General features: G+C 65.5%; 16 protein-coding genes. 5 read left to right on the top strand and 11 right to left on the bottom strand.

Annotation, left to right across the window (positions count from 1 at the left end):
- Nucleotides 1-83 precede the first annotated feature (83 nt).
- Nucleotides 84-605, bottom strand: coding sequence for a hypothetical protein (locus tag GPT33_RS06180; protein WP_296806480.1), 522 nt, complete (start codon nt 603-605; stop codon nt 84-86).
- Nucleotides 606-954: 349 nt separating this feature from the next.
- On the opposite strand from GPT33_RS06180, the gene GPT33_RS06175 reads away from it, so the two are divergent.
- The gene (locus GPT33_RS06175; protein ID WP_296806472.1) at nt 955-1,131 is read left to right on the top strand and encodes a PLDc N-terminal domain-containing protein; all 177 of its coding nucleotides are present in this window, start codon (nt 955-957) and stop codon (nt 1,129-1,131) included.
- Nucleotides 1,132-1,322: 191 nt separating this feature from the next.
- Here the strand turns inward: GPT33_RS06175 and cls are convergent, their stop codons facing one another.
- Both cls and GPT33_RS06165 read right to left on the bottom strand, forming a co-directional pair.
- Nucleotides 1,323-2,747, bottom strand: a complete 1,425-nt coding sequence (gene cls / locus GPT33_RS06170; protein WP_296806470.1) for a cardiolipin synthase — start codon at nt 2,745-2,747, stop codon at nt 1,323-1,325.
- A complete protein-coding gene (locus GPT33_RS06165; RefSeq protein WP_296806468.1) occupies nt 2,744-3,082 on the bottom strand; it encodes a hypothetical protein in 339 nt (112 codons plus the stop codon). Before GPT33_RS06165 ends, cls begins: the two co-directional genes overlap by 4 nt.
- A gap of 260 nt (nt 3,083-3,342) precedes the next feature.
- Between GPT33_RS06165 and GPT33_RS06160 the strand changes: the two genes are divergently transcribed.
- A complete protein-coding gene (locus GPT33_RS06160) occupies nt 3,343-4,245 on the top strand; it encodes a GNAT family N-acetyltransferase (RefSeq protein WP_296806466.1) in 903 nt (300 codons plus the stop codon).
- A complete protein-coding gene (locus GPT33_RS06155; protein WP_296806464.1) occupies nt 4,242-4,784 on the top strand; it encodes a gamma carbonic anhydrase family protein in 543 nt (180 codons plus the stop codon). Before GPT33_RS06160 ends, GPT33_RS06155 begins: the two co-directional genes overlap by 4 nt.
- Nucleotides 4,785-4,953: 169 nt before the next feature.
- Here the strand turns inward: GPT33_RS06155 and GPT33_RS06150 are convergent, their stop codons facing one another.
- The 3 genes from GPT33_RS06150 to GPT33_RS06140 form a co-directional block, all read right to left on the bottom strand.
- Nucleotides 4,954-5,922: a transglutaminase family protein gene (locus GPT33_RS06150; protein ID WP_296806462.1), complete on the bottom strand. Its 969-nt coding sequence runs from the start codon at nt 5,920-5,922 to the stop codon at nt 4,954-4,956.
- Nucleotides 5,919-8,507, bottom strand: coding sequence for a circularly permuted type 2 ATP-grasp protein (locus GPT33_RS06145; RefSeq protein WP_296806460.1), 2,589 nt, complete (start codon nt 8,505-8,507; stop codon nt 5,919-5,921). The genes GPT33_RS06150 and GPT33_RS06145 overlap by 4 nt, the downstream gene beginning before the upstream one ends.
- Nucleotides 8,508-8,584: 77 nt before the next feature.
- A complete protein-coding gene (locus GPT33_RS06140; RefSeq protein ID WP_296806458.1) occupies nt 8,585-11,449 on the bottom strand; it encodes an EAL domain-containing protein in 2,865 nt (954 codons plus the stop codon).
- A 184-nt stretch (nt 11,450-11,633) separates the two neighbouring features.
- Here GPT33_RS06140 and GPT33_RS06135 point away from each other — a divergent pair, with 184 nt between their 5' ends.
- The gene (locus GPT33_RS06135) at nt 11,634-14,399 is read left to right on the top strand and encodes an AMP-binding protein (protein ID WP_296806457.1); all 2,766 of its coding nucleotides are present in this window, start codon (nt 11,634-11,636) and stop codon (nt 14,397-14,399) included.
- 103 nt (nt 14,400-14,502) lie between these two features.
- Here the strand turns inward: GPT33_RS06135 and GPT33_RS06130 are convergent, their stop codons facing one another.
- The 5 genes from GPT33_RS06130 to amrB form a co-directional block, all read right to left on the bottom strand.
- On the bottom strand, nt 14,503-14,883 hold the full coding sequence (locus GPT33_RS06130; RefSeq protein ID WP_296806455.1) for a DUF1640 domain-containing protein: 381 nt from the start codon (nt 14,881-14,883) through the stop codon (nt 14,503-14,505).
- A gap of 70 nt (nt 14,884-14,953) precedes the next feature.
- On the bottom strand, nt 14,954-15,760 hold the full coding sequence (locus GPT33_RS06125; RefSeq protein WP_296806453.1) for a universal stress protein: 807 nt from the start codon (nt 15,758-15,760) through the stop codon (nt 14,954-14,956).
- The gene (locus GPT33_RS06120; RefSeq protein ID WP_296806451.1) at nt 15,757-18,192 is read right to left on the bottom strand and encodes an ATP-binding protein; all 2,436 of its coding nucleotides are present in this window, start codon (nt 18,190-18,192) and stop codon (nt 15,757-15,759) included. The genes GPT33_RS06125 and GPT33_RS06120 overlap by 4 nt, the downstream gene beginning before the upstream one ends.
- Nucleotides 18,189-18,794 carry an AmmeMemoRadiSam system protein A gene (amrA, locus tag GPT33_RS06115; RefSeq protein ID WP_296806450.1) on the bottom strand — a complete coding sequence of 202 codons (606 nt, stop codon included), beginning with the start codon at nt 18,792-18,794 and terminating at the stop codon, nt 18,189-18,191. Before amrA ends, GPT33_RS06120 begins: the two co-directional genes overlap by 4 nt.
- Nucleotides 18,781-19,566 (bottom strand): AmmeMemoRadiSam system protein B, encoded by a 786-nt coding sequence (gene amrB, locus GPT33_RS06110; RefSeq protein ID WP_296806448.1) that lies wholly within the window; start codon nt 19,564-19,566, stop codon nt 18,781-18,783. The genes amrA and amrB overlap by 14 nt, the downstream gene beginning before the upstream one ends.
- A gap of 211 nt (nt 19,567-19,777) precedes the next feature.
- On the opposite strand from amrB, the gene amrS reads away from it, so the two are divergent.
- A partial coding sequence (gene amrS, locus GPT33_RS06105; protein WP_296806446.1) for an AmmeMemoRadiSam system radical SAM enzyme occupies nt 19,778-20,232 on the top strand: 455 nt, incomplete at its 3' end.

Genomic DNA, 20,232 nt, shown 5'->3' with positions numbered 1-20,232 from the left:
TTCAACTGCCGGATCTAGGTTGACGGGTTGGCCTCTGGGCGTGAAGTGGAGCGGGCGGAGGTGTCGAGGCGGGCGAGTCCGGCTCAGTGCGCCTCCAATTTGCCCAGCTCGCCGAGGATCTCCAGCACCAGTTGTCGGGTCTGCGTATCCATCCCGCGACAGAGCTGGTCCGGATTGCGCTCCCCGTTGATCAGCGGGCGGACAACACCGGCCAGCCGGGCCATACTGCCCCCGACTTTGCTCATCTGATCGGCCATGTTGCCGATCAGCACCAGCGCCTGCGGATCGGTGCGCGCGGCGTGGATCATGTGCGCGAGACCCGGCGCGGCCAGGGTCGGATCCTGTGCCTGGCTTGGATCCGGTAGACTGACAGGGTCTTGCAGCCCGCGCAGGACGGACTCGGCGATGACCCCGTCTTCTTCGTCGAGGTCGTTCAGGAGCGCAGGCGAACGCTCCCCTTTGGCGATGCGTCGCAAGACGGCGACAAGCGTGCTCCAACCCTGTTGCTCGGCCCCTGCAAGCAGGGCCGCGAGCTCGGCCTGGCCCTCCGGGCGTTGGGTCAACGCGACCACTTGGCGGATGAAGGTCGCATGGACCAGGCGGATCTGCTCGCGCCGTTCCGGGAGGCTGGACACTGGCGGATCTCCTCTTCAAGAGTGTTGGGGAGGCGGGAAAGTCGTTCCGATGAGATTCTTGGCGTCGTGCACGGGATCGGTTTCTCCCGACGCGAGCGCCGGGGCCTGAGCGAGCAACGTGCCAGAAATACGTTCCGCACCTAAGTTAATCGCTATCGTTGTCGTCATCGACAACGACCACCACCGTGGCAAATGGATTCTCTCCTCGAGTTGCCTGACTTATTCTTAAACCGTTCAATAGCATCACTGCGGGCCCTTCCAGGAGAGTCCGCTCTTGCCGTTCGCACCCCGACATCGCACACCCATGGAGAGCTCATCGATGCAGATTGAAGTCACAGGCATTCTCGGTTTGATTCACCTGATCTTGACGATCTACGCCATCGTCAAGATCGTCGGCAGCTCGGCCGGTACGGGCTCGAAGGTGCTGTGGATCGTGCTTGTCATCTTGCTGCCGGTCCTCGGTTTGATTCTTTGGTTTCTTTTCGGCCCGAGCTGAGCTTAAACCGCGTCCAGAGCGAGATGCTCACTTTCGAGTGAACTCGACGTTTGATGCATCCATGGCCCTTAACGGGGACGCGGTTTAAGATTTAATTTTTCTTGTATTTTAAACCGCGCCGACTCCAACGGTTGTCAAGTCTGCCGGGGCCGATCCCATCCAAAAACAACGCATACCGCGCCGGGCGCGGTTTAGAGGATCGGACCCAGCATGGCAATGCTGTTGTTTAAGAGGCGCCGGCCCGGCCCCCAGGCCGCGACCGTCGCGGCGTCGACGGGGCGGGATCGGGCGATGTAGCTGTCCTGGCGCTCGCGCATGGTCGCCGTGAGCGCCGGATCGTAGACGAGGATGTTGTTCTCGAAGTTGAGCTCGAAGCTGCGTCGATCCATATTGGCCGAGCCGATCAGGGTGATCGCCCCGTCCAGCGTCAATGACTTCGTGTGTAGGAGCCCGCCTTCGAACTCGTAGATCCGCACCCCGGCGGCGAGCAGATCGGCGTAGTAGCTCCGGCTGGTCGCGCCCACAACGAACGAATCGTTGCGGGCCGGAAAAACGATGCTGGTCTTCACGCCCCGATAGGCCGCCCCGCAGAGCGCGCTCTGCATGGCTTCATCGGGGACATAGTAAGGCGTGGAGATCACCAACTCCTCGCGCGCGCTGTAGATCAAGGATGCGAACAGCTCGGGCATCGCAGAGGCGCGCACCGTCGGTCCGGTGCCGATCACCTGCGCCGCGAACCCCTCGCTCGCCGACTGCACGGGACGGCGCAGCAGTGCATCGATCCCGTCGTCCACGTGCGCCAGCCAGTCGCTCGCAAACAGGATCTGATTCTGGCGTGCGATCGGTCCCTCGAAGCGCATCATGGCGTCGACCCAGGGGGCATATTTGGCCTTGATGCGGAACTCGGGATCGGCGCAGTTCTGGCTGCCGCAATAGGTGATGCTGTCATCGATCACCAGGATTTTGCGATGGTTGCGCAGGTCGATGCGTCCGCCGAGCGGGCGCAGCAACGGGTTGACGATCGGCAGCGCGCGCGCCAAGTGCACGCCTGCGTCGGCCATCCGCTTCCAATGGATCGAGTGGATCAGCCGGCGCGAGCCCAGATCGTCCGCCATGGCCCGACAGGTGACGCCGCGCTGGGCCGCACGCTCCAAAGCCGCGACCATCGACAGCCCGTTGTTGTCGGGCAGCCAGATGTAGAAGTTCAGGTGGACGTGATCGGTTGCGGCGTCGATGTCCGCGACCATCGCGTCGATCGCGGCGTTGGAGTCCGCCATCAGGGTCGCCCGGTTTCCGCCGACCGGGGCAAAGCCGCTGATGGATGTCCCGAGTCGGAAGAGGTGGCGATAGGTGTCCGGGATCTCGGGCGGTGCGAGCTGCCGATCGAAAGCGCTGGCTAGCTCAGGGACCTGCGAAAATATGTGCCGCATGCGTTCGCCGCGATGTCGCCCGAGATTGACCTCTCCGAGCAGGAGGTAAGCGACCGCCCCGACCACCGGAACCGCCAGGATGACCACCACCCACGCGATCCGCGATGCCGGCTGCCGATTCGGCCGCAGCAGCACACGCACGACCAGTCCGACTTGGATGAGCAGATGCAGGAACAGGATGATCATGGATTCGGCCCTGTCGGGAAGGTTTCGGTCCAGAGCCCGATTCCCATGACCAGGAAGGCAACGGCCAAGGCAACACAGGCAAGAGCCGCGATCAGCGTCGCGATCTCGGCGCCTTGGCTGCGTCGGTGCTTGAAGCCCCAAAACGCACCGGCGGCGGTGATCAGAAAACCGAATTCGCCGATGAAGAGTCGGGTGAGCAAGGGCATCCCGCGCGCCGCCTGCGTGTCTATCTCGCCGCCCGGCGCGCTGCCCAGACCCCCGCCCAGCGCGAGCACGAGCGCGAGGACTAGGCCGAGACCCGCTGCAGCCCAAGTGAAAGGGAATCGTTTGCTCATGCGCGTCCTCGCCTCTGCGTCTTCCAAGATGCGTATTGTGCATGATACCGAGCGCACGTGGATTTTCCGCCGCATTGCACGCCCTGCTTACCGAAGAACCCACGCGCGCTCAGTCGTCGTGGCGGTTTGGATTGAACCATTGCTGTGCGCCGCCATCTTATGCTGCAGTGCACAAGAAATGGCGAGGATACCCTGTGTCGGTCTCGAAGACCCGCGGGGCCTTGCCGGGTCGATGCGTCGAGAATCCGGAGAGCCTTGCAATGAGTAGCATTACCGAGCGTGCCCGCAGCCGAGCCTCGCCTCGGGGCGAGGCCGTGCGTCTGAAGGACGGTACCTTTTGTCGGATTCGCCCGATCGAGGGAAACGATCCGGCGATCGTGACGGCCTGTTTCGAAGGTCTTTCGGATGCGTCGCGCCGACTGCGATTTTTCGGGGCGAAGCGCGCATTGACCAATGCGGATTTGGCGTATTTGACCGGTGCGGACGGGCGCGATCATCTCGCCTTCGCGGCGCTTCGCAGGACGGTGTCCGATGGGGACACGGAGGTTCTCGGCGTGGCTCGGTGTATCCGTTCCACGCCTGGATCGGAGACGGCGGAGCTGGCGATGGCCGTCGTGGACCTGGCCCAAGGAAATGGCGTGGGAGCCGCTTTGCTGGAGCATTTGATTGTCGAGGCACGGGAGCAGGGGATCCGCCGTCTCCGCTGCGAGGTCCTCGCCGACAACGAAGGCATGCGCGCTCTTGCCAAACGGCTCGGCGGCAATGCGGTGTGGCTGGACGACGGCACGCTCGAGTACGACTGCGGGCTTCCCGAGGGCGTGTCGAGCCACAGGGATTCGGGGTTGGACCAGGGCCCGGAGCCCGGGGCCCGCTCCGCCCCGGAGACCCTTCCTTGGCGGACCGCGCGCCCGGTGCCCGAGGCATGGGTCGGCTCATGGGAGCGCGCGGCCAATGCCTCGATCGCCTTCTTCGCGACCGCAGCCATGGTCTGGTACGATCATGTCCTACCGAACCGAAAAGAATCGAGAGCCGACATCCTTGACCCTAGATCGGGCAGTCTTAGCGAGCATGACCCGGTAGGCGAGCCATCGATGAACGCAATCGCTAAGGCCGTCAAAACATTGCACGAAGCACGGAGCGTTCAACTGCCGGATCCGGGATGATGCACATCCGCTCGTTCGAAGGTAAACATCCGAGGATCGATCCGTGCGCTTGGGTCGACGAGACCGCGGTCGTGATCGGCGAGGTCACGCTGGGCGCGGGCGCATCCGTCTGGCCGGGATGTGTGATCCGCGGGGATATCCATCGCATCGAGATCGGCGCGCGGACCAACATTCAGGACGGGAGCGTTCTGCATGTCTCGCACGACAGCCGCTTCATGCCCGGAGGGGCACCGCTGATCGTCCACGATGATGTCACCGTCGGTCATCAGGTGGTCCTGCACGGGTGCGAGATCCATCATCACTGTCTGGTCGGAATCGGTGCTCGCGTGCTCGATCGTGCGCAGCTCGAGCCCTTCACGTTGCTTGGTGCCGGGTCTTTGGTGACACCCGGCCAGGTCTTGGAAGGTGGCTATCTTTGGCTTGGCGCACCGGCGCGGCGGGTGCGGGCGCTGACGGATCAGGAGCGCGAGTATCTCGAGTACGTGGCGGAGAACTATGTGCGGCTGGCGGTTCGGTATCGTGCGGAATCGACGAGATAGGCGGGCAGCGACCGGGGGAATGTTTGCGCATGGAGGATGTGTTTCGCTGCGCACGTGAGGCGGGGCGTTTGAGTTTGGGAGGATGGGTTTCGCTCCGCTCTAATCATCCTACGGCTCCGCGCACGGGTGCGGGTTCGGGGCTGCTTGGTCGGGCGGGTTGGGGCGCGTTCTATCCACTCTGCGACTGGGATGACGGAGGCGAAGCCGGGGGGCGGGGGCCGGGGGCCGTTGGCTCTCCCACATCGGAGGTTTCGCTGCCCGGAGGTGCCACGCGATTCACATCCACCGCCACCCGCAGCTCGTGGGTTCCCCCACCGTAGAAGATCCCGCGCAGCGGAGTGACGTCCTGAAAATCGCGACCGACTGCGGTGGTGATGTGCTGCTCGCCGGGGATCTGATCGTTGGTGGGGTCGAAATCGATCCAGCCCAGGTTGGGAATAAGCACCGAGAACCAGGCATGCGAGGCGTCTGCGCCTTGGAGCTTGACCTGGCCCGGAGGAGGAAGCGTTTCCAGATAGCCGCTGACATAGCGGGTGGCGAGTCCGAGTCCGCGCAGACCGGCGATCGCGACGTGTGCGAAATCCTGACAGACGCCTTTGCGCTGCTCCATCACCTCGGCGAGCGGCGTAGCGATGGTCGTGGATGTCGGGTCGTAGACGAAGTCGCGGTAGATGCGCCCCATCAGCTCGATCGTCGCCTCCAGGATCGGGCGCCCCGGCAGAAAGGATTCAGCGGCAAAGGCGCGGGCATCGGGATCCGGCGGGACCAGCGGCGAGGGAAGGGTGAAGATCCGCAGGCCGGTCATGGGCTCGTCGTAGCGATCGTGCAGACGATCGACGATCCGCTCCCAAGGCTGCGTCGCCTCGGGCATCGGCAAGGTCGGGGCGACCACCTCCACCTCGCTCTGGGCGCGTACCTCGAGTGCATCATGGGCCTGCTGGATCGAAAAATAGCTCACCCGGTTACCGAAGAAATCCTCATGCTCGCGATGAACCGCCGGCCAGGGGTCGACGCGGATCTGACTGGACAAACAGCGCTGGCGAGCCGTCTGGGGCGGTTTGAGATGCGCGATGCTGTGGCACAGCGACACCGGCTCGGCATACTCGTAGCGGGTGACGTGATTGATCCGGAATCTCATGAGGCGCCCCGCGCCGCGGCTCGGCGCAGCAGGCTGTGCGGCTGCTCCTCGTGTCTGAAGTACTGTGCCGTGATGGCGTCCGAGATGGCGGCGCTTTGACGATCCAGCTCGGCCAGCATGGCGGCCAGCGCGGCGCGGCGTGTACCTGCCTTGTCCGGCTGGACCAGGCTGTCGATCTCGGCCAGGCGAATCCCGGTGAGCCCCTTCATGACGTGCTTTTCAACCGCCGTGCGTCCGACGGCCATGTCGCCGCGAGGCAACTCGGAGACCAGTCGCTCGAGCTGTACGAGCTGATAGGCAAGTGCGCGCGGGTTGCCCTCGTCCTGAAAGACCAGGTCCAAGAGTGCGCCGATCCGAGTGCCGGCGCGATAGCGTCGGCGATAGGTGATGAGGCTGTCGGTCACGCCGAGAACTGCCTCGATCACCATGTTTTCGTCCTGCTCGCCGGCGATCGGAACCAGCATGGAGCGTAAGAGGCTCGCGGTGGAGGCGGCGCGTTCGAGCCGACGCCCGATCTCGAGGAAGTGCCAGCCTTCGTTGTGGGTCATGTTCTCCTGGGTCAATGCCGAGAAGGCGACCAATGAGGTGATCAAAGGGTCTAGCTCGTCGAGTGCAAGCGAGAGCTGACCGGGCGGTTCATGGGTGAGATTGCCCAGGTGGGCCTCGATGTCGCTCACAATGCGCCAGGTGTCGGCGGAGAGACGGTCGCGGACCGAATAGGCGGCCTGCCCCAGCGCCTGAAGCGTCTGCGGAAGACCGCCCAGGCGTGCGGGGTCGGAGATGAGCGAGAGCATCTCGGGCACGGGGTTGCGCAGACGCTCTGCTGCTCCGGTCCCGATGAAGCCGGGGAACGACTGGGTCTGGTTGGTCAGCGCCTCCAGGAGCGAGCGCAGACAGCAGGAGTCGCCCGTCGAGGCGGCGTAATCGCTGCGCTCGGAGAGCTTGAAGATGGTGATCCGCAGCAGCCGCACCAGTCCCTCGGCGCGCTCGGCATAACGACCGATCCAGAACAGGTTGTCGGCGACTCGGCTGGAGACCTCGCTCTCCTGCGTGACCGCGGGCGTGTTCATCTCGGTCGTGACCAGCAGGGTTTCCTGGCGTTCCGGTTCCGAGGCGACGACCCAGACGTCCTTGGCCAACCCGCCGAGCTGGTTGGAGTTGAGCGCGGCATCGCTGGTCGGGGCGACCCGCCCGAGTCCGCCGGGCATCACCGCGTAGCCCTCTTCCTCGGCGGTCAGAAAGGTCCGCAGCACGCTGGGCCTGGGTTCGAGGTGCCGGCCGATGAGCGCGGGCGCGGTCGACGGATTCACCCGTTCCCGCGCGATGTAGCTTTCGGGGCGTTCCTGGATGGCCTGGAGCAGCGCCGCACGGGCGGGCGCATCCATCGTGTCGGGGAAAAGACAACGCAGACCCTGACCTTTATTCAGGGGCTTGATCACGAGCTGATCGAAACGATCCACGACCTGGACCAACGACTCCGGATCGCCGCACCACCAGGTCGGGATATCCGGGATCTGCAACTCCTCCCCGAGCAGCTCTCGGCATAGGCTCGGCAGAAAGGCCGGGAGCGCCGGGTGCTCGAGGATGCCGCTCCCCAATGCGTTGGCGATGACCAAGTTGCCGGCCCGTACCGCTTGGACCAAACCCGGCACCCCCAGGAACGAGTCTTCGCGCAGCTCCAGGGGGTCGCACCAACCGTCGTCGACGCGCCGCAGGACGGCATCGATTCGCTCGAGCCTTCCCAGCGTGCGCAGCCAGAGCGCCCCGTCGCGCACGGAAAGGTCCCCGCCTTGTACGAGCGTAAAGCCGAGATAGTTGGCGAGATAGGCGTGCTCGAAATAGGCCTCGTTCTCCGGCCCCGGGGTGAGAACCACTACGCGCGCATGCTCGGCCCGTCGCGGCGCGAGACGCGTCAAGGTGCGCCGGATGGAGCGGAAGAACCCGGCAAGGCGATGCACATGCGAATCGCGGAACATGCTGGGCAGAACCCGCGATAAGACGACGCGGTTCTCGAGCGCATAACCGAACCCGAGCGGACTTTGGGTGCGGTCGCCGATGATCCGCCAGTGGCCGTCCGGCGTACGGGTCAGATCGGCTGCATACTGGATCAGAGGGCGATGGCCTGCGACCTCCACACCGTGGCAGGGGAGCAGATATTCGGCTCCGGCGTCGAACAGTTCGGCCGGCACGAGACCGCTGCGGATGAGCTTGCGAGGTCCGTAGAGGTCGAGCAGGATCTGATTGAGTAGGTCGGCACGCTGAATCAATCCGCGCTCGAGCTCCGCCCATTCCTCGCTGCGAATGAGCAACGGCAGCAGATCCAACTCCCAGGGGCGGGACATGCCCCGCGGCTCGGCGTTGAGATTGTAGGTGACGCCGTTGTCGCGGACCATGCGGGTGGCCTCGCGCCAACGTGCCTCGATGCCGCTCGGCCCGAGCGTGCGCAAGGCATCGAGAACATACTGCCAGTGGGGGCGCACCTCGCCCTCGGCCGTGCGCATTTCGTCGTAGCGCTCGGGCAGGGGCGTATAGGCATCGACCAAACCCGACTGCTCGAGTAAGGGTGCCAGGTCGGGGACAGACATGGGCCTGGGCTCTTTCCGGGACGTTGGCCCTGGATTAGACACGTCATGCCCGGGTGTCGCAAGGTGCGATTAGGCGGTCATAAGAGGGAGAGGCGTGACTCGATCGGCGCGTCGGACGGGGGTTCCGAGACTTGAAGCAGGCAGCGCTCGTAGTGCGGGGCTCTCAACGGCGGTGCGAAAAGGTCGCCTTGCGCCTCCAGGCAGCCGATGTTGAGCAGGATGAAACGCTGGCGGTCGTCGCGGACCCCGTCGGCCGTGGCGTCGATGTCCAGTGCTTGGGCCATGGCGATCAGGGCTTGGACGACAGCCAGGTCGTCCGGCGAGTTCGGCATGGCGTCCACGAAGCTGCGATGAATCTCGAGTCTGCGGATCGGGAGCCGACGCAGAACCTGCGGCGCGAGCCAGCTTGTGCCGACCTCGTTTAAGGCCACGCCCACGCCGAGCCGGTGCAATCCGTCGAGGACCTCGCGGGCCTGCTCCGGGTGTTTAAACAGGAGCGACTCGGCGAAGCTCAGCTCGAGGCGCGCTGGGTCGAGCTCGTTGGTACGAAGCAGCCGTTCGAGCAACGCGACCAGATCGAAACGTGTCAGCTGGGTCTCGGAAATGCTCACGGCAAGGGTCCCGACCGGGACGCCTCTGAGATTCCAGTCCCGCAACTGAAGGCATGTCTCGGCGAGGATCCACTGACCCAGCTCGACCGTCATGCCGCCGGATTCGGCAAGCGCAAGGAGCCGTTCGTGCACGACCGGTCCGAGCTCCGGCTGATGCCAGCGCACACGGATCTCGGCGCCCGGCCAACGCCCCGTCTCCAAGTGGACGCGCGGCTGGAACAGCAGCTCGAATTCGCCGGTTTCGAGCCCGGCCTGCAGCATCTCGGTGAGCCGCTGACGTGCCGTCGATGTGCCGACCGGTGGCTCGGAATAGATTCGGAAGCCGTCGCGTCCGTCTTGCTTGACGTTGGCGAGCGCCGTTGCGGCGTGCGCGAACATCACCTCGGTGTCGCTGCTTGCGCAGGCCTCCAAGGCGATTCCCATGCTCATGGTGACGAAGACCTGATGTCCGCGCACCGTCATCGGCGCTCGCAGGGCCGAGCGCAGGCGTCGTGCGATCTCTTGTGCCTCCGTCGGGGTCTGGATCCCTTCGAAGAGGAGCCCGAACTGGTCTCCGATCAAACGTGCCAGGGTGTCGGCGGGACGAATGGTCTCACGCAGGCGTAGACCGACTGTCCGCAGCAGCTCGTCGCCGATCTGGTGACCGAGGCTCGCGTTGATGTTCGCGAAACGATCGAGGTCGAGCAAGAAGAGCGCGATCGGCGTGCGATTGCGCCGCGCCGGGTCCATCGCGTAGGCCAGGCGCGAGTCGAACAACACTCGGTTGGGCAGTTTGGTCAAGGGGTCGTAGTGGGCAAGGTACTCGATGTGCTTCGGACCGTTGGCGGAGACTGGGCGCTCGGCGAAGACGCCGACGAAGTTGGTGACCTTGCCGCGGCCGTCGAGGATGCGTCGGAGGTGTAGTCTCTGCAGATAGATCTCGCCGTCTTTGCGCCGGTTCCAGATCTCGCCTTCCCAGACGCCTTGTTTGATCAGCCGACGCCACATGCGGGTGAAGAAGCTCTTGGTGTGCCAATGGGAGTTGAGCAGGCTGGGCTTGCGTCCGAGGACCTCGGCCTCCGCATAGCCCGTGATCCGGCTGAACGCAGCATTCACAGCGACGATGCGCCCGTCGGCGTCCGTCATCAGGACGCCGTCCGAGGTTGCGGCATAGACAACCGCGGATTGCAGCAGACGCCGCTCGGAGTCCCGCACGCTGGTCACGTCACGGATATTCACGACGATACCCGTTACCTTGTCCTCGTCGTCACGATGGGGAAAAAGTCTGACCTCGGACTCGTGCACCCGACCGTCAGGGCCGGTTTCGCGGATGTCGTCGACGACCGGGTGTCCCCCGTCGAGACAGCGCCCGAGGTTGCGATACACGAGCTCGCAGAGCGGACCCTGACCCTCGACCTCCTGCAGAGGACGCCCGACGGCATCGTCCTGCGTCCGTTTGATCGACGTCAGGAAGGCGGCGTTCGCGGCGAGCAGACAACAGCCGCGGTCGAGGAAGGCGATGCGATCGGGCGATGCGGAGACGATGTCGTAGTAGCAGGCCAGTGCTTCTTCGGCAGCGCGCCGTTGCGTGATGTCCAGGACGACGCCGGAGAGCTTGGATGCGCCGTCCGAGCCTGCGAGCTCGAGGCGGCCGGCGCTCTCCGCCCAACGCAGCGTCCCGTCCGGGCGGCAGATACGATGGCGAAAGCGGAAGGGGACGGCGGCCTCGATGGCCTGCTGTACGGCGACTGTTGCCAGGTAGCGGTCGTCGGGATGGATCTGCAGCAGCACGGCCTCGAGGGAGACGTCCGTATCGGGCTTGAAGCCCCAGATGTCGTACCAGGTGCGTGAGGCCAGGGTGCGACCGGTGGCAATGTCGATCTCCCAGTTAGCGACCCCCGCGAAGGCCTGCGCCTCGTCGCCGGCGAGCTCCGAATGAACCGGGGTGTTCGCGACGGCGCGTTGCTCGATGACGATGCCGATCACGGGAGCAGCGGGCGTCTCGCCCGGAGCGAGGCGCGAGAAGTGGATGACGATACTGACCGGGCGATCCGCTCGGGTCCGCAGACGCAGGGTTCGGGTCGTCTCCGCCTCGCCTGTGGTCAGAAAGTCGCCGACTCGGGATGCGTCCTCGTCGTCGAGCAGATCTCTGAAGGCGAGATCGCTCGTCAAGCCTTGGGGGTAGCCCGCGAGGTTCGAGAAGACTCGGGTCGCTGCCACGACGCGTTGGTCGGCGTCGAGCACGACAACACCGCAAGGCAGTGCGTCGAGCAGTCTGCCCAGATCGACGGCGTTCTGCAGCGCAGGGTCGACACGCGTGGTGTGCTCCGTTGTCTCGTGATCCCGATGCATGAGCGATGACACGTCGATTTGGATGGCAGCCGACTTCATATTATAAGCAAGAAGAAGAGTAGGGTTATCGTAACTATTCACCTTCTCGACCCGCCCCGCGGCGGTTTATGATCATCCGATTTCGTGTAAGACTCGGCACTGAGGTAGAGTTCGGATCAAAGCCTTCGAGGAACCGGAATCGTCCATGACGGGAGCCACACAGGACGAGGAGCGCGCGGAACGACTGCTGTCGATTCTGTCGAGCTTCGCGCGCGAGTCTCGCGTGATTGTTCCGCCGAACGGGATCGATCTGGAGACGCGGTTGGAGGCAGACCTCGGACTCGATAGCCTGAGTCGCTCCGAGCTGATCGCGCGGGTCGAGCAGGGTCTCGGGGTCCGGCTCTCGGAACAAGCCCTCTCGGCCGCGACCGCCCGCGACCTCCTGGGGTTGATACTCGACGAAGCGGGAGTCGTTCTCGATGTGCGCGTTGCCTTCGCGCCCGAGCCGACCGCGGAGGGTCACCCGGCCTCCGCAGCGACCCTTTTGGATGTCCTGGATAAGCATCTGCAGGACCACGCGGAGCGGGTCCATATCCTGTACGAGGGATCGGACGCGGGCGCGCAGCCGATCAGCTATCAAGCGCTCGCCGACGGTGCCGCACGGATTGCCGCGCGCCTCGAGGTCGCCGGATTGCGTCCCGGAGCGACCGTGGCACTGATGCTTCCGACGGGGCCGGACTACTTCAACAGCTTCTTCGGCGTCCTGATGGCCGGCGGCGTCCCGGTGCCCATCTACCCGCCGAGTCGACCGCAGCAGATCGAGGAGCACCTGCGTCGCCATGCTCGGATCCTCGACAATGCCGGTGCGGCGTTTCTGATCACGGTCCCGGAGGCGAGGGCCATCGGTCGCGTCCTGCGGGTTCAGGTCCGCTCGTTGCGCGGGATCGTGACGCTCGAGGGTCTCGAGCAGGAAACGCCGAGCGAGAACCGGGCGCGACCCGCGCCCGAGGACATCGCCTTTCTCCAGTACACCTCCGGCAGCACCGGCGACCCTAAAGGCGTCGTTCTGAGCCATGCCGATCTCCTCGCAAACATCCGCGCCATGGGCGAGGTCGTGCAGGTTGCGCCGGACGACGTCTTTGTGAGCTGGTTGCCGCTCTATCACGACATGGGTTTGATCGGTGCATGGCTCGGCAGCCTCTATTACGGCATTCCATTGGTGTCGATGTCTCCGCTTGCCTTCCTGGCGCGTCCGGTGCGCTGGCTGGAGGCGATCCATCGCCACGGCGGGACCATCTCGGCGGCACCCAACTTTGCCTACGAGCTCTGCCTGACCCGGATCACCGACGCCCAGATCGCCGATCTGGACTTGAGTCGCTGGCGTTGGGCGCTCAACGGTGCCGAGCCCGTCAGTCCCGAGACCTTGCGTCGATTTGCAGCGCGCTTCGCCTCCGCAGGTCTGCGTGCCGAGTCGCTTGCCCCCGTCTATGGTCTGGCGGAGGCGGCGGTCGGATTGACCTTTCCTCCGGCCGGGCGCGGGCCGCGGATCGACTGTATCGATCGCGATCGCTTCGCCCGCGCGGGCTATGCCTTGGCGGTCGATTGCGAGGATCCGCAGGCGATGGAGGTGGTGGCCTGCGGTCGTGCGCTTCCCGGCTACCGAGTGCGCGTGGTCGACGAAGCGGGCCGCGAGCGGCCGGAACGCCACGAGGGTCTGCTCGAGTTCCAGGGACCATCGGCGACGCAAGGCTACTACCGCAACCCGCAGGCGACACAGGCGCTGATCCACGACGGCTGGCACGCGACCGGGGATCGCGCCTATCTGGCGGGCGGCGACATCCATCTGACCGGACGGGTGAAGGACCTCATCATCCGCGGCGGGCGCAATCTCTATCCCTACGAGGTCGAGCAAGCGCTCGGCGAGGTCGCCGGCGTGCGCAAGGGCTGCGTGGTCGCCTTCGCGGCGAAAGACCCGGAGCTGGGCAGCGAGCGGCTGGTGATCCTGGCCGAGAGCAAGGAGCGTGATCCGGCGCGGCGTGCCGAGCTGGTCCGGCAGCTGCGCGAGCGCGCGACCGATGTGCTCGGACTGCCGCCGGACGAGCTGCTGCTGGTCCCGCCGCGTGCCGTGCTCAAGACCTCGAGCGGCAAGCTGCGACGCGCCGCCACGCGGGATCGCTATCTCGCCGGCCAACTGTCCGAGCAGGTGCGTCGTCCGGTTTGGCAGTTGATGCGGGCCGCGGGGTCAGGGCTTCGCGCACGGATCCTGATCCTGCCGGGGCAACTCTATGCGGCGTACGCTTGGGCGGCGTTTTACCTGATTGCGCCCTGGTTCTGGATCGCCATCATGGCGAGCCCGAGCCCGGGTCTGCGATGGTTGATGGCGCGGGTCGGCATCCGGCTTCTGCGCCGGATGACCTTCGTGCGACTCGCCGTCAAGGGCCGGGAGCATCTTCCCCCCGCGGGACACCCCTTTGTCCTGGTCGCCAATCATCAAAGCTATCTCGATGGTTTGGCCTTGGCTGAGGCAGTAGGGCGTCCGATCGGCTTTGTCGCCAAGAGCGAGCTCCTCGCGCGCCCGATCGTGGCGGCCTTCATGCGGCGGATGGGTGCGAATTTCGTGGATCGCTTCGATCCGCGCGCGGGTAGTGCAGAGTCTGCCCGCTTGACCGAGATACTGGCCCGTGGCGAGGCCTTGGCGTTTTTTCCCGAAGGCACCTTCCGCGAGCAACCGGGGCTCTTGCCCTTTCGGATGGGCGCCTTTTCCGCCGCCGCTCAAGCCGGCGTGCCGCTTGTCCCGGTGGCTCTTCGGGGAACGCGCGAGCTGATGCCCGGCGACCGCTTTTCGCCACGTCCCGGACATGCCGAGGTCCTGATCGGCCCGCCCATCCGGCCCGAAGACAAGGATTGGGAAGCCGCGATCGCACTGCGCGACCGGGCGCGGTCCTGGATTGAAGAACGTGTGGCCGGCTGAGGATTAAGGCGAATTCTCTGAACCGTCGGCGCAAGTTTTGCCTCCTGTCGTCAGCACAACGGTATGGAATTCCGCGGAAATCACCTAAGCATCCCGACTGACCTCAGAGGAGTTTCACCAAGGCGGCGATCGCGGCGACTTGGGCGAACATCAGCGGGATGAGCCATTTGAGTAGATCGACCTTGGAGCGCACGATTTCTCCTCGAACCTGCTCGATCTCTTTTTGAAGGCGGAGCTCGGTTTCCCTGATGTCGCCGCGCATCTGCACGATCTCGCCGCGCATTTGGACAGTCTCGGCCCGAACGAGCTCGATCTCCTTTTGGAGTCGCAGCTCGGTTTCGCGCAGATGGCCTTGGGTGACCATATCCGGGAGATGTGGATAGCGTTCCTCGAGTCGCTCGAATGCCTCGGCAATGACGCGCGCGCGGGTGCGGTCGTCGGTGGCCGTGGTCAGGGCTTCGTAGAGTGCGACGCTGGATGTCATGGAGCGACTATGGAGGGCAACTCGAACGGGCGCAAGTCCGAACGTCGCCGCGCTGCAATCCAATCGTGTATCAGCGCCCGATCACCACCGGACAGCCCAGGGTCTCCAGACTGGTCCAGAGCGAGGCGCGTCCGAGGAGCGGATTGGCCTCGTCGAGGATGAGCAGATCGATACCGAGGTTACGGACCGTCGCCGCGAGACCGGCCGCATCGGCGGCCTCCAGCGACACCAGACGTGTCTGCTCGCGCATGGATCCGAGCTGTGCGAGCACATGCCTGCGCAGCGTCGCCGCATCCGCGGACATCGCGGGTTGCAGGATGATGACCAGACTCGCGGCATGTCGGATCCCCAGCTCCACGGCGATCGAGAGGGCGCGTGTCGCACCCGCGCTCCCGGAATAGAGGACGCCGACGAGGAGCCCGCTATCCCGCGGCTTGGGAGCGATCGGCCGCGGCCGTCTTCGCAGTGGAGCGAAGCGCCCGATGCGCCCGAGTGCGAAGAGCTCCGCATCGAGTGCGGCTCCAAGGATCTCGGCCTCGAGATCGCCCCGCCAGACCCGGAACGACCAAGCGACGCCTAGCTCGCCTGCGGTGCGTTCGAGTCGCTCGCGCACGCCGCGTGCGGCGGCGCGCAGCTCGCGCTGAAGCCGGTCCGCGTCCAGGATGCTCTCGCACAGGGTCGCGATCCGCAGCTCCCGCAGAAAGGGCAGCCCGGCGAGACGCAGCAGTTCGGTATCCTCGACGAATACGCCCTCCAGCTCAGCGTTCAAGGCAGCGGCGATGCCGGCGGCCAACGCCAACGCTTGCAGGCTGTGCGGGGAGGCGTCCAGTGCGACCGCGATGCGGCGGATCCGTCCGCTCGGAGCTCCGGCGCTCATGGCTCGGCCCGCTCCGACGGTCGGGTCTCGCCGTCCCGGGCATGCAAGGCGCGCAGGCGCTCGGAGAAGCCGATCAGGCGAGCCTCGACACGGGCGTTGACGCTGCCCTCCGGGAAGCCCCCGTCGGCGGCGCGCTCGCCCGCCGGCGTCCCGGTCAGGATCTCGATCCCCTCGTCGATGCTCGCGATCGGGTAGACCGCGAACCGGCCCTGTGCGACCGCCTCGCGCACGTCGGCGCGCAGCATCAGATGTTTGACGTTGGATACCGGGATCAAAACACCCTGACCCTCGACCGGTCCGCGTGCCGCGCAGGTGTCGAAAAAGCCCTCGATCTTCTCGTTCACCCCGCCGATCGCTTGGACCTCGCCAAGCTGGTTCACCGACCCGGTAACGGCAAGCGACTGGCTGATCGGCAGATCGGCCAGCGCGGAGAGCAGGGCATAGAGCTCGGCCGAGGAGGCGCTGTCGCCCTCGATGCTGCCGTAGGACTGCTCGAAGACCAGGCTGGCCGAGAGCGACAGTGGATGATCCAAAGCATAGCGCCCGGCGATGAAGCCCTGGAGGATAAGCACGCCCTTGGAATGAATGGGGCCGCCGAGCTTGACCTCGCGCTCGATGTCGATCAGCTCGCCCTTGCCCAGTCGCACCCGCGCGGTGATCCGGCTGGGATGGCCGAACGCGAAGCCTCCGAGGCTCATGACCGCGAGCCCGTTGACCTGACCGACCCGTGCCCCGTCGGTCTCGATCAGGATGGTCCCCCGGGTGGTCTCTTCGCGCAGCCGTCGGCTGATGCGGTCGGCGCGCGCGATCTTGGCGTCGATAGCCTCTTGGACATGCGCCGCGCCGACCGTCTTGCATCCGTCGGCTCCGGCCCAGTAATCGCTCTCGCGCACCAGGTCGCCGATGGAGCGCATGTGACTTGTGAGCCGCTCGTTGTCGTCGGCCAGGCGCGCGCTGTGCTCGATCACCCGAGCGACCGCGCCGCGATCGAAGTGACGCAGCCCGGCGCGCCGCACCTCGGAGGCGATGAAACGCGCATAGACCAGATGGCTCTCCGGGCCGCGCATAAGTTGGTCTTCGAAATCGACCGCGACCTTGAAGAGCTCGCTGAACTCGGGATCCAGCTCGCACAGCAGATAATAGATGTGCCGCTCGCCGAGCATCACGACCTTCACGTCCAGCGGGATCGGCTCGGGTTCCAGCGACAGGGTGCTGATGAGACTGGTGATCTGGGCGAGCGACTCGATGCGGATCTCGCCGGCCTGCAGGAGACGCTTCAAGGTCTCCCAGGCGAAGGGCTGCATCAACAGCTTGAGTGCATCGACGATGAGATAACCGCCGTTGGCCTGATGTAGCGCGCCGGCGCGGATCATGGTGAAGTCCGTCTCCAGCGCGCCGAGGTGTGCGCGGTGCTCGATGCGACCGACCAACTGATGGTGCGCCGGCAGATCCGCGTAGATGACCGGGGCGCCGCCGTTCTTGTCGTGCCCCAACAGCACGTTGATCCGGTAGCGTTGATGCCAGGGCGGACCGTCGGAGTTCGGCGGGATCCAGATGCCGAGCATCGGGGGTTGTTTGTCGCTTTCCGGTAGAAACTGGCGAAAGTTCTCGACCACGTCCTCCTGCACCTGCCGCAGATAGACGACCACGGCAGGGAGATCGCCGTAGGTCTCGCAGAGGGCCTCGACCAGGCTTTGCGTGGCGGCAGCGGCCATCTCGCGATTGAGTGCTCCGATGCGCTCGTCGGAGCGCTTCTTCCAAAGCGGCATTTGGTGCAGGGCCTTGCGCATCTCGGCCTGCAGGCTGTTGATGTCTTCCTCGATCCGGGCACGCTCCTCGTCGGACAAGGCGTGAAACTCGTTCGGACCGAGCGGCTTGCCGTCGCGCACCGGCGCGAGCGTAAACCCGGTCGGGGTCTGCAGGAGGATGACGTCCTTCTCCTTGGCCAACTCGCGGATCTCGCCCATCGCCTGCTCTTGGCGCTCTTCCAGCTCCTCTTCCAGTGCCTGGGTGCGCGTGCGGTATTCGTCGCTCTCGAAGACACCCTGGATCGCGCGGTGCAGATCCTCGACGAGCTGCTCCATGTCGCGCTTGAGCTCCGCCCCCTTGCCCGGGGGCAGGCGCAGTGCGCGCGGGCGATGGGCGTCGTCGAAATTGAAGACATAGCACCAATCGGGGGGCACGGCCTCCTCCTTGGCGCGCTCCTTGAGTGCGCTGTGGATCAGGGCGTATTTGCCGGTTCCGGAAGGCCCCAGGGCGAAGAGGTTGTAGCCCTCGTGATGGATGCCGATGCCGAAGCGGACGGCCTGAATGGCCCGATCCTGAGCGATCAGGCCGTCGCGGACATCCAGGTCGGCGGTGGTCTCGAGCGCGAGCTGCGCAGGGTCGCAATGGCGATAGAGTGCCGCGGGTTCGAGTGGTGTGACGCTCATCCGCTGAAGGTCTCCGCGATCGGGGCGCCGAAGGATTCCGTACTGTAGCGCGAGACCGCGAGGGTCTCGGACCAGTACCCCGAGGGCAGGCCCGCCTTGTGGCGCAGATGCTCGAGAAAGTCCGCGGCGTTCGGCAAATCCTCCCAGACCGAAGGCAGGAACGTCCCGCGCCGGCCGCGATCTTCGAGGATCAGACCGTCGATGCCGGGCCGGATCTGTTCGAGCAGATCGGACTCCGACCGGAAGTGCATCGGCTCGGACGGACTCAGCACCGAGATGTGGACGTCCAGCCGCGGCAGCTCCGCGCGGGTCAGCGGCGGGAACCGCGGATCCTCGAAGGCTGCTCCGTAGGCGTTGCGGGCGACATCGATCACCAGCGGCCGGATCGCCTCCAGCACGCCGATGCAGCCTCGCAGCGCCCCGTCGATCTGGAGCGTGACGAAGGTTGCGCGCTCGGCTTGGAGCGCGGTCGGATAGTCATGCGGATCCGGCTCCAGCGGGCGGCCGTGGTTCAATCCGTGCTCGATCGATTGGGCCGCGATGCCCAGCAGCATCCGCCGCTCCTCGACCCGATAGACGTCTTCGGTTTCAGTGGAAGACATAGGCGCCGTACCCCACCACTTGGTCTCTTGAGCCGGCGGTATCGCCGGAGTTGCGCAGGTCGAGCGTGCGGGCCTGCATCCCGCGGCGTCGCGCTACCTCGAGCAGTCCGTTGACCGGGATCCGCCCGCACGCCTGGTCGTAGCCGATGTCTTGGGGGCGGAGCGCCTCGATCGCCGCCGAGGTGGACGTGTCCAACGTTCGCGCGGTGGCGTAGGTGTGATAGTGGCTGAGGTCCGAGCTGATGACGATCAGCGTTTCGGGACCGCCCCAGAGCAAATCGAGCACCTCGGCAACCTCGTCCGGGCGGGCGTCGCCGACCACGAAGGGCACTAGGCTGAACCGATCTAAGACCTCCTGCAGGAAGGGCAGTTGCACCTCGAGACTGTGCTCTTGGGCGTGCGCAGCATCCATCAACTTGACCTGCGGCAGGGCGAGGGCCAAGTCGATCGCGTCACGGTCCAGCTCCACCGGGCCGAGCGGCGTCTCGAACCGGTCCGCGCTGCTCGCGGCAAGGCCGCGCAGGGGCACGCGATGGGCCGGACCCAGCAGGACGACCCGGTGCACGATCGCGCGGGCTCGGGCCAGGGTGACATAGGCACTCGCGGCAATGGGGCCGGAGTAGACATAGCCGGCGTGCGGGACGATCAGGGCCTTCGGGGGTTCGTCGTCCGGGTTCGCCTCGGCGAGATAGTCGTCCACCGTTCGCTTGAGCTCGCGGGGGTCGGCCGGATAGAAGAGACCGGCGACCGCCGGGTTGCGAGAGAGTGACATGGCTGTTTCCTCCTGACGGATGAGGGCCGTGGGGACCGGCTCGGGACAGGACTCGGCGGAGCGCGGCCTCATCTGCGAAGTATAGTCGGCGCGGGTGATACGTCGTGCGGACCGGGTAACCGCGCCCCGGACCCTGACGTGATCCGGGGTTGCAATCGGGCCCGCGTCTTCCACACTTAAAACATCGGTATCTGCCGAGCAGGAGATCGCGATGAACGACGAGCGGATCGATCGCGTCGTCCCGACGCGTTACTGGCATGCCTTGGAGGACGGTCGCGTCCAGTGCGACCTCTGTCCGCGGTTCTGCCGGATCAAGGAAGGACAGCGTGGCATGTGCTTTGTTCGGGCCTGCCAAGGTGGGGAGATCGTCCTGACGACCTACGGACGATCGTCCGGGTTCTGCATCGATCCGATCGAGAAGAAGCCGCTGAACCACTTTCTCCCCGGCACGCCGGTGCTCTCGTTCGGGACCGCCGGCTGTAATCTGACCTGCAAGTTCTGTCAGAACTGGGACATGAGCAAGTCACGCGAGATGGACACGCTCGCCGACGCCGCCGAGCCCGAGACGATCGCGCTGGCGGCCGAGACGCTCGGCTGTCGCAGCGTCGCCTACACCTACAACGACCCGGTGATCTTCCACGAATACGCCATCGACGTGGCCAAGGC

The organism is Thiocapsa sp. (assembly GCF_011390875.1).
In the GTDB taxonomy this organism is placed as follows: domain Bacteria; phylum Pseudomonadota; class Gammaproteobacteria; order Chromatiales; family Chromatiaceae; genus Thiocapsa.
The sequence above is the reverse complement of the archived record's forward strand: the minus strand, read 5'-3'. Positions and strand labels throughout refer to the sequence as shown.

What these genes read in the sequence shown, in the direction of transcription:
- GPT33_RS06165 (WP_296806468.1), bottom strand. Translation starts at nt 3,082, where the DNA reads ATGAGCAAACGATTCCCTTTCACTTGGGCTGCAGCGGGTCTCGGCCTA.
- GPT33_RS06175 (WP_296806472.1), top strand. Translation starts at nt 955, where the DNA reads ATGCAGATTGAAGTCACAGGCATTCTCGGTTTGATTCACCTGATCTTG.
- GPT33_RS06125 (WP_296806453.1), bottom strand. Translation starts at nt 15,760, where the DNA reads ATGAGCGCCGGAGCTCCGAGCGGACGGATCCGCCGCATCGCGGTCGCA.
- amrB (WP_296806448.1), bottom strand. Translation starts at nt 19,566, where the DNA reads ATGTCACTCTCTCGCAACCCGGCGGTCGCCGGTCTCTTCTATCCGGCC.
- GPT33_RS06150 (WP_296806462.1), bottom strand. Translation starts at nt 5,922, where the DNA reads ATGAGATTCCGGATCAATCACGTCACCCGCTACGAGTATGCCGAGCCG.
- GPT33_RS06135 (WP_296806457.1), top strand. Translation starts at nt 11,634, where the DNA reads ATGACGGGAGCCACACAGGACGAGGAGCGCGCGGAACGACTGCTGTCG.
- cls (WP_296806470.1), bottom strand. Translation starts at nt 2,747, where the DNA reads ATGATCATCCTGTTCCTGCATCTGCTCATCCAAGTCGGACTGGTCGTG.
- GPT33_RS06140 (WP_296806458.1), bottom strand. Translation starts at nt 11,449, where the DNA reads ATGCATCGGGATCACGAGACAACGGAGCACACCACGCGTGTCGACCCT.
- GPT33_RS06130 (WP_296806455.1), bottom strand. Translation starts at nt 14,883, where the DNA reads ATGACATCCAGCGTCGCACTCTACGAAGCCCTGACCACGGCCACCGAC.
- GPT33_RS06155 (WP_296806464.1), top strand. Translation starts at nt 4,242, where the DNA reads ATGATGCACATCCGCTCGTTCGAAGGTAAACATCCGAGGATCGATCCG.
- GPT33_RS06160 (WP_296806466.1), top strand. Translation starts at nt 3,343, where the DNA reads ATGAGTAGCATTACCGAGCGTGCCCGCAGCCGAGCCTCGCCTCGGGGC.
- GPT33_RS06120 (WP_296806451.1), bottom strand. Translation starts at nt 18,192, where the DNA reads ATGAGCGTCACACCACTCGAACCCGCGGCACTCTATCGCCATTGCGAC.
- GPT33_RS06145 (WP_296806460.1), bottom strand. Translation starts at nt 8,507, where the DNA reads ATGTCTGTCCCCGACCTGGCACCCTTACTCGAGCAGTCGGGTTTGGTC.
- amrA (WP_296806450.1), bottom strand. Translation starts at nt 18,794, where the DNA reads ATGTCTTCCACTGAAACCGAAGACGTCTATCGGGTCGAGGAGCGGCGG.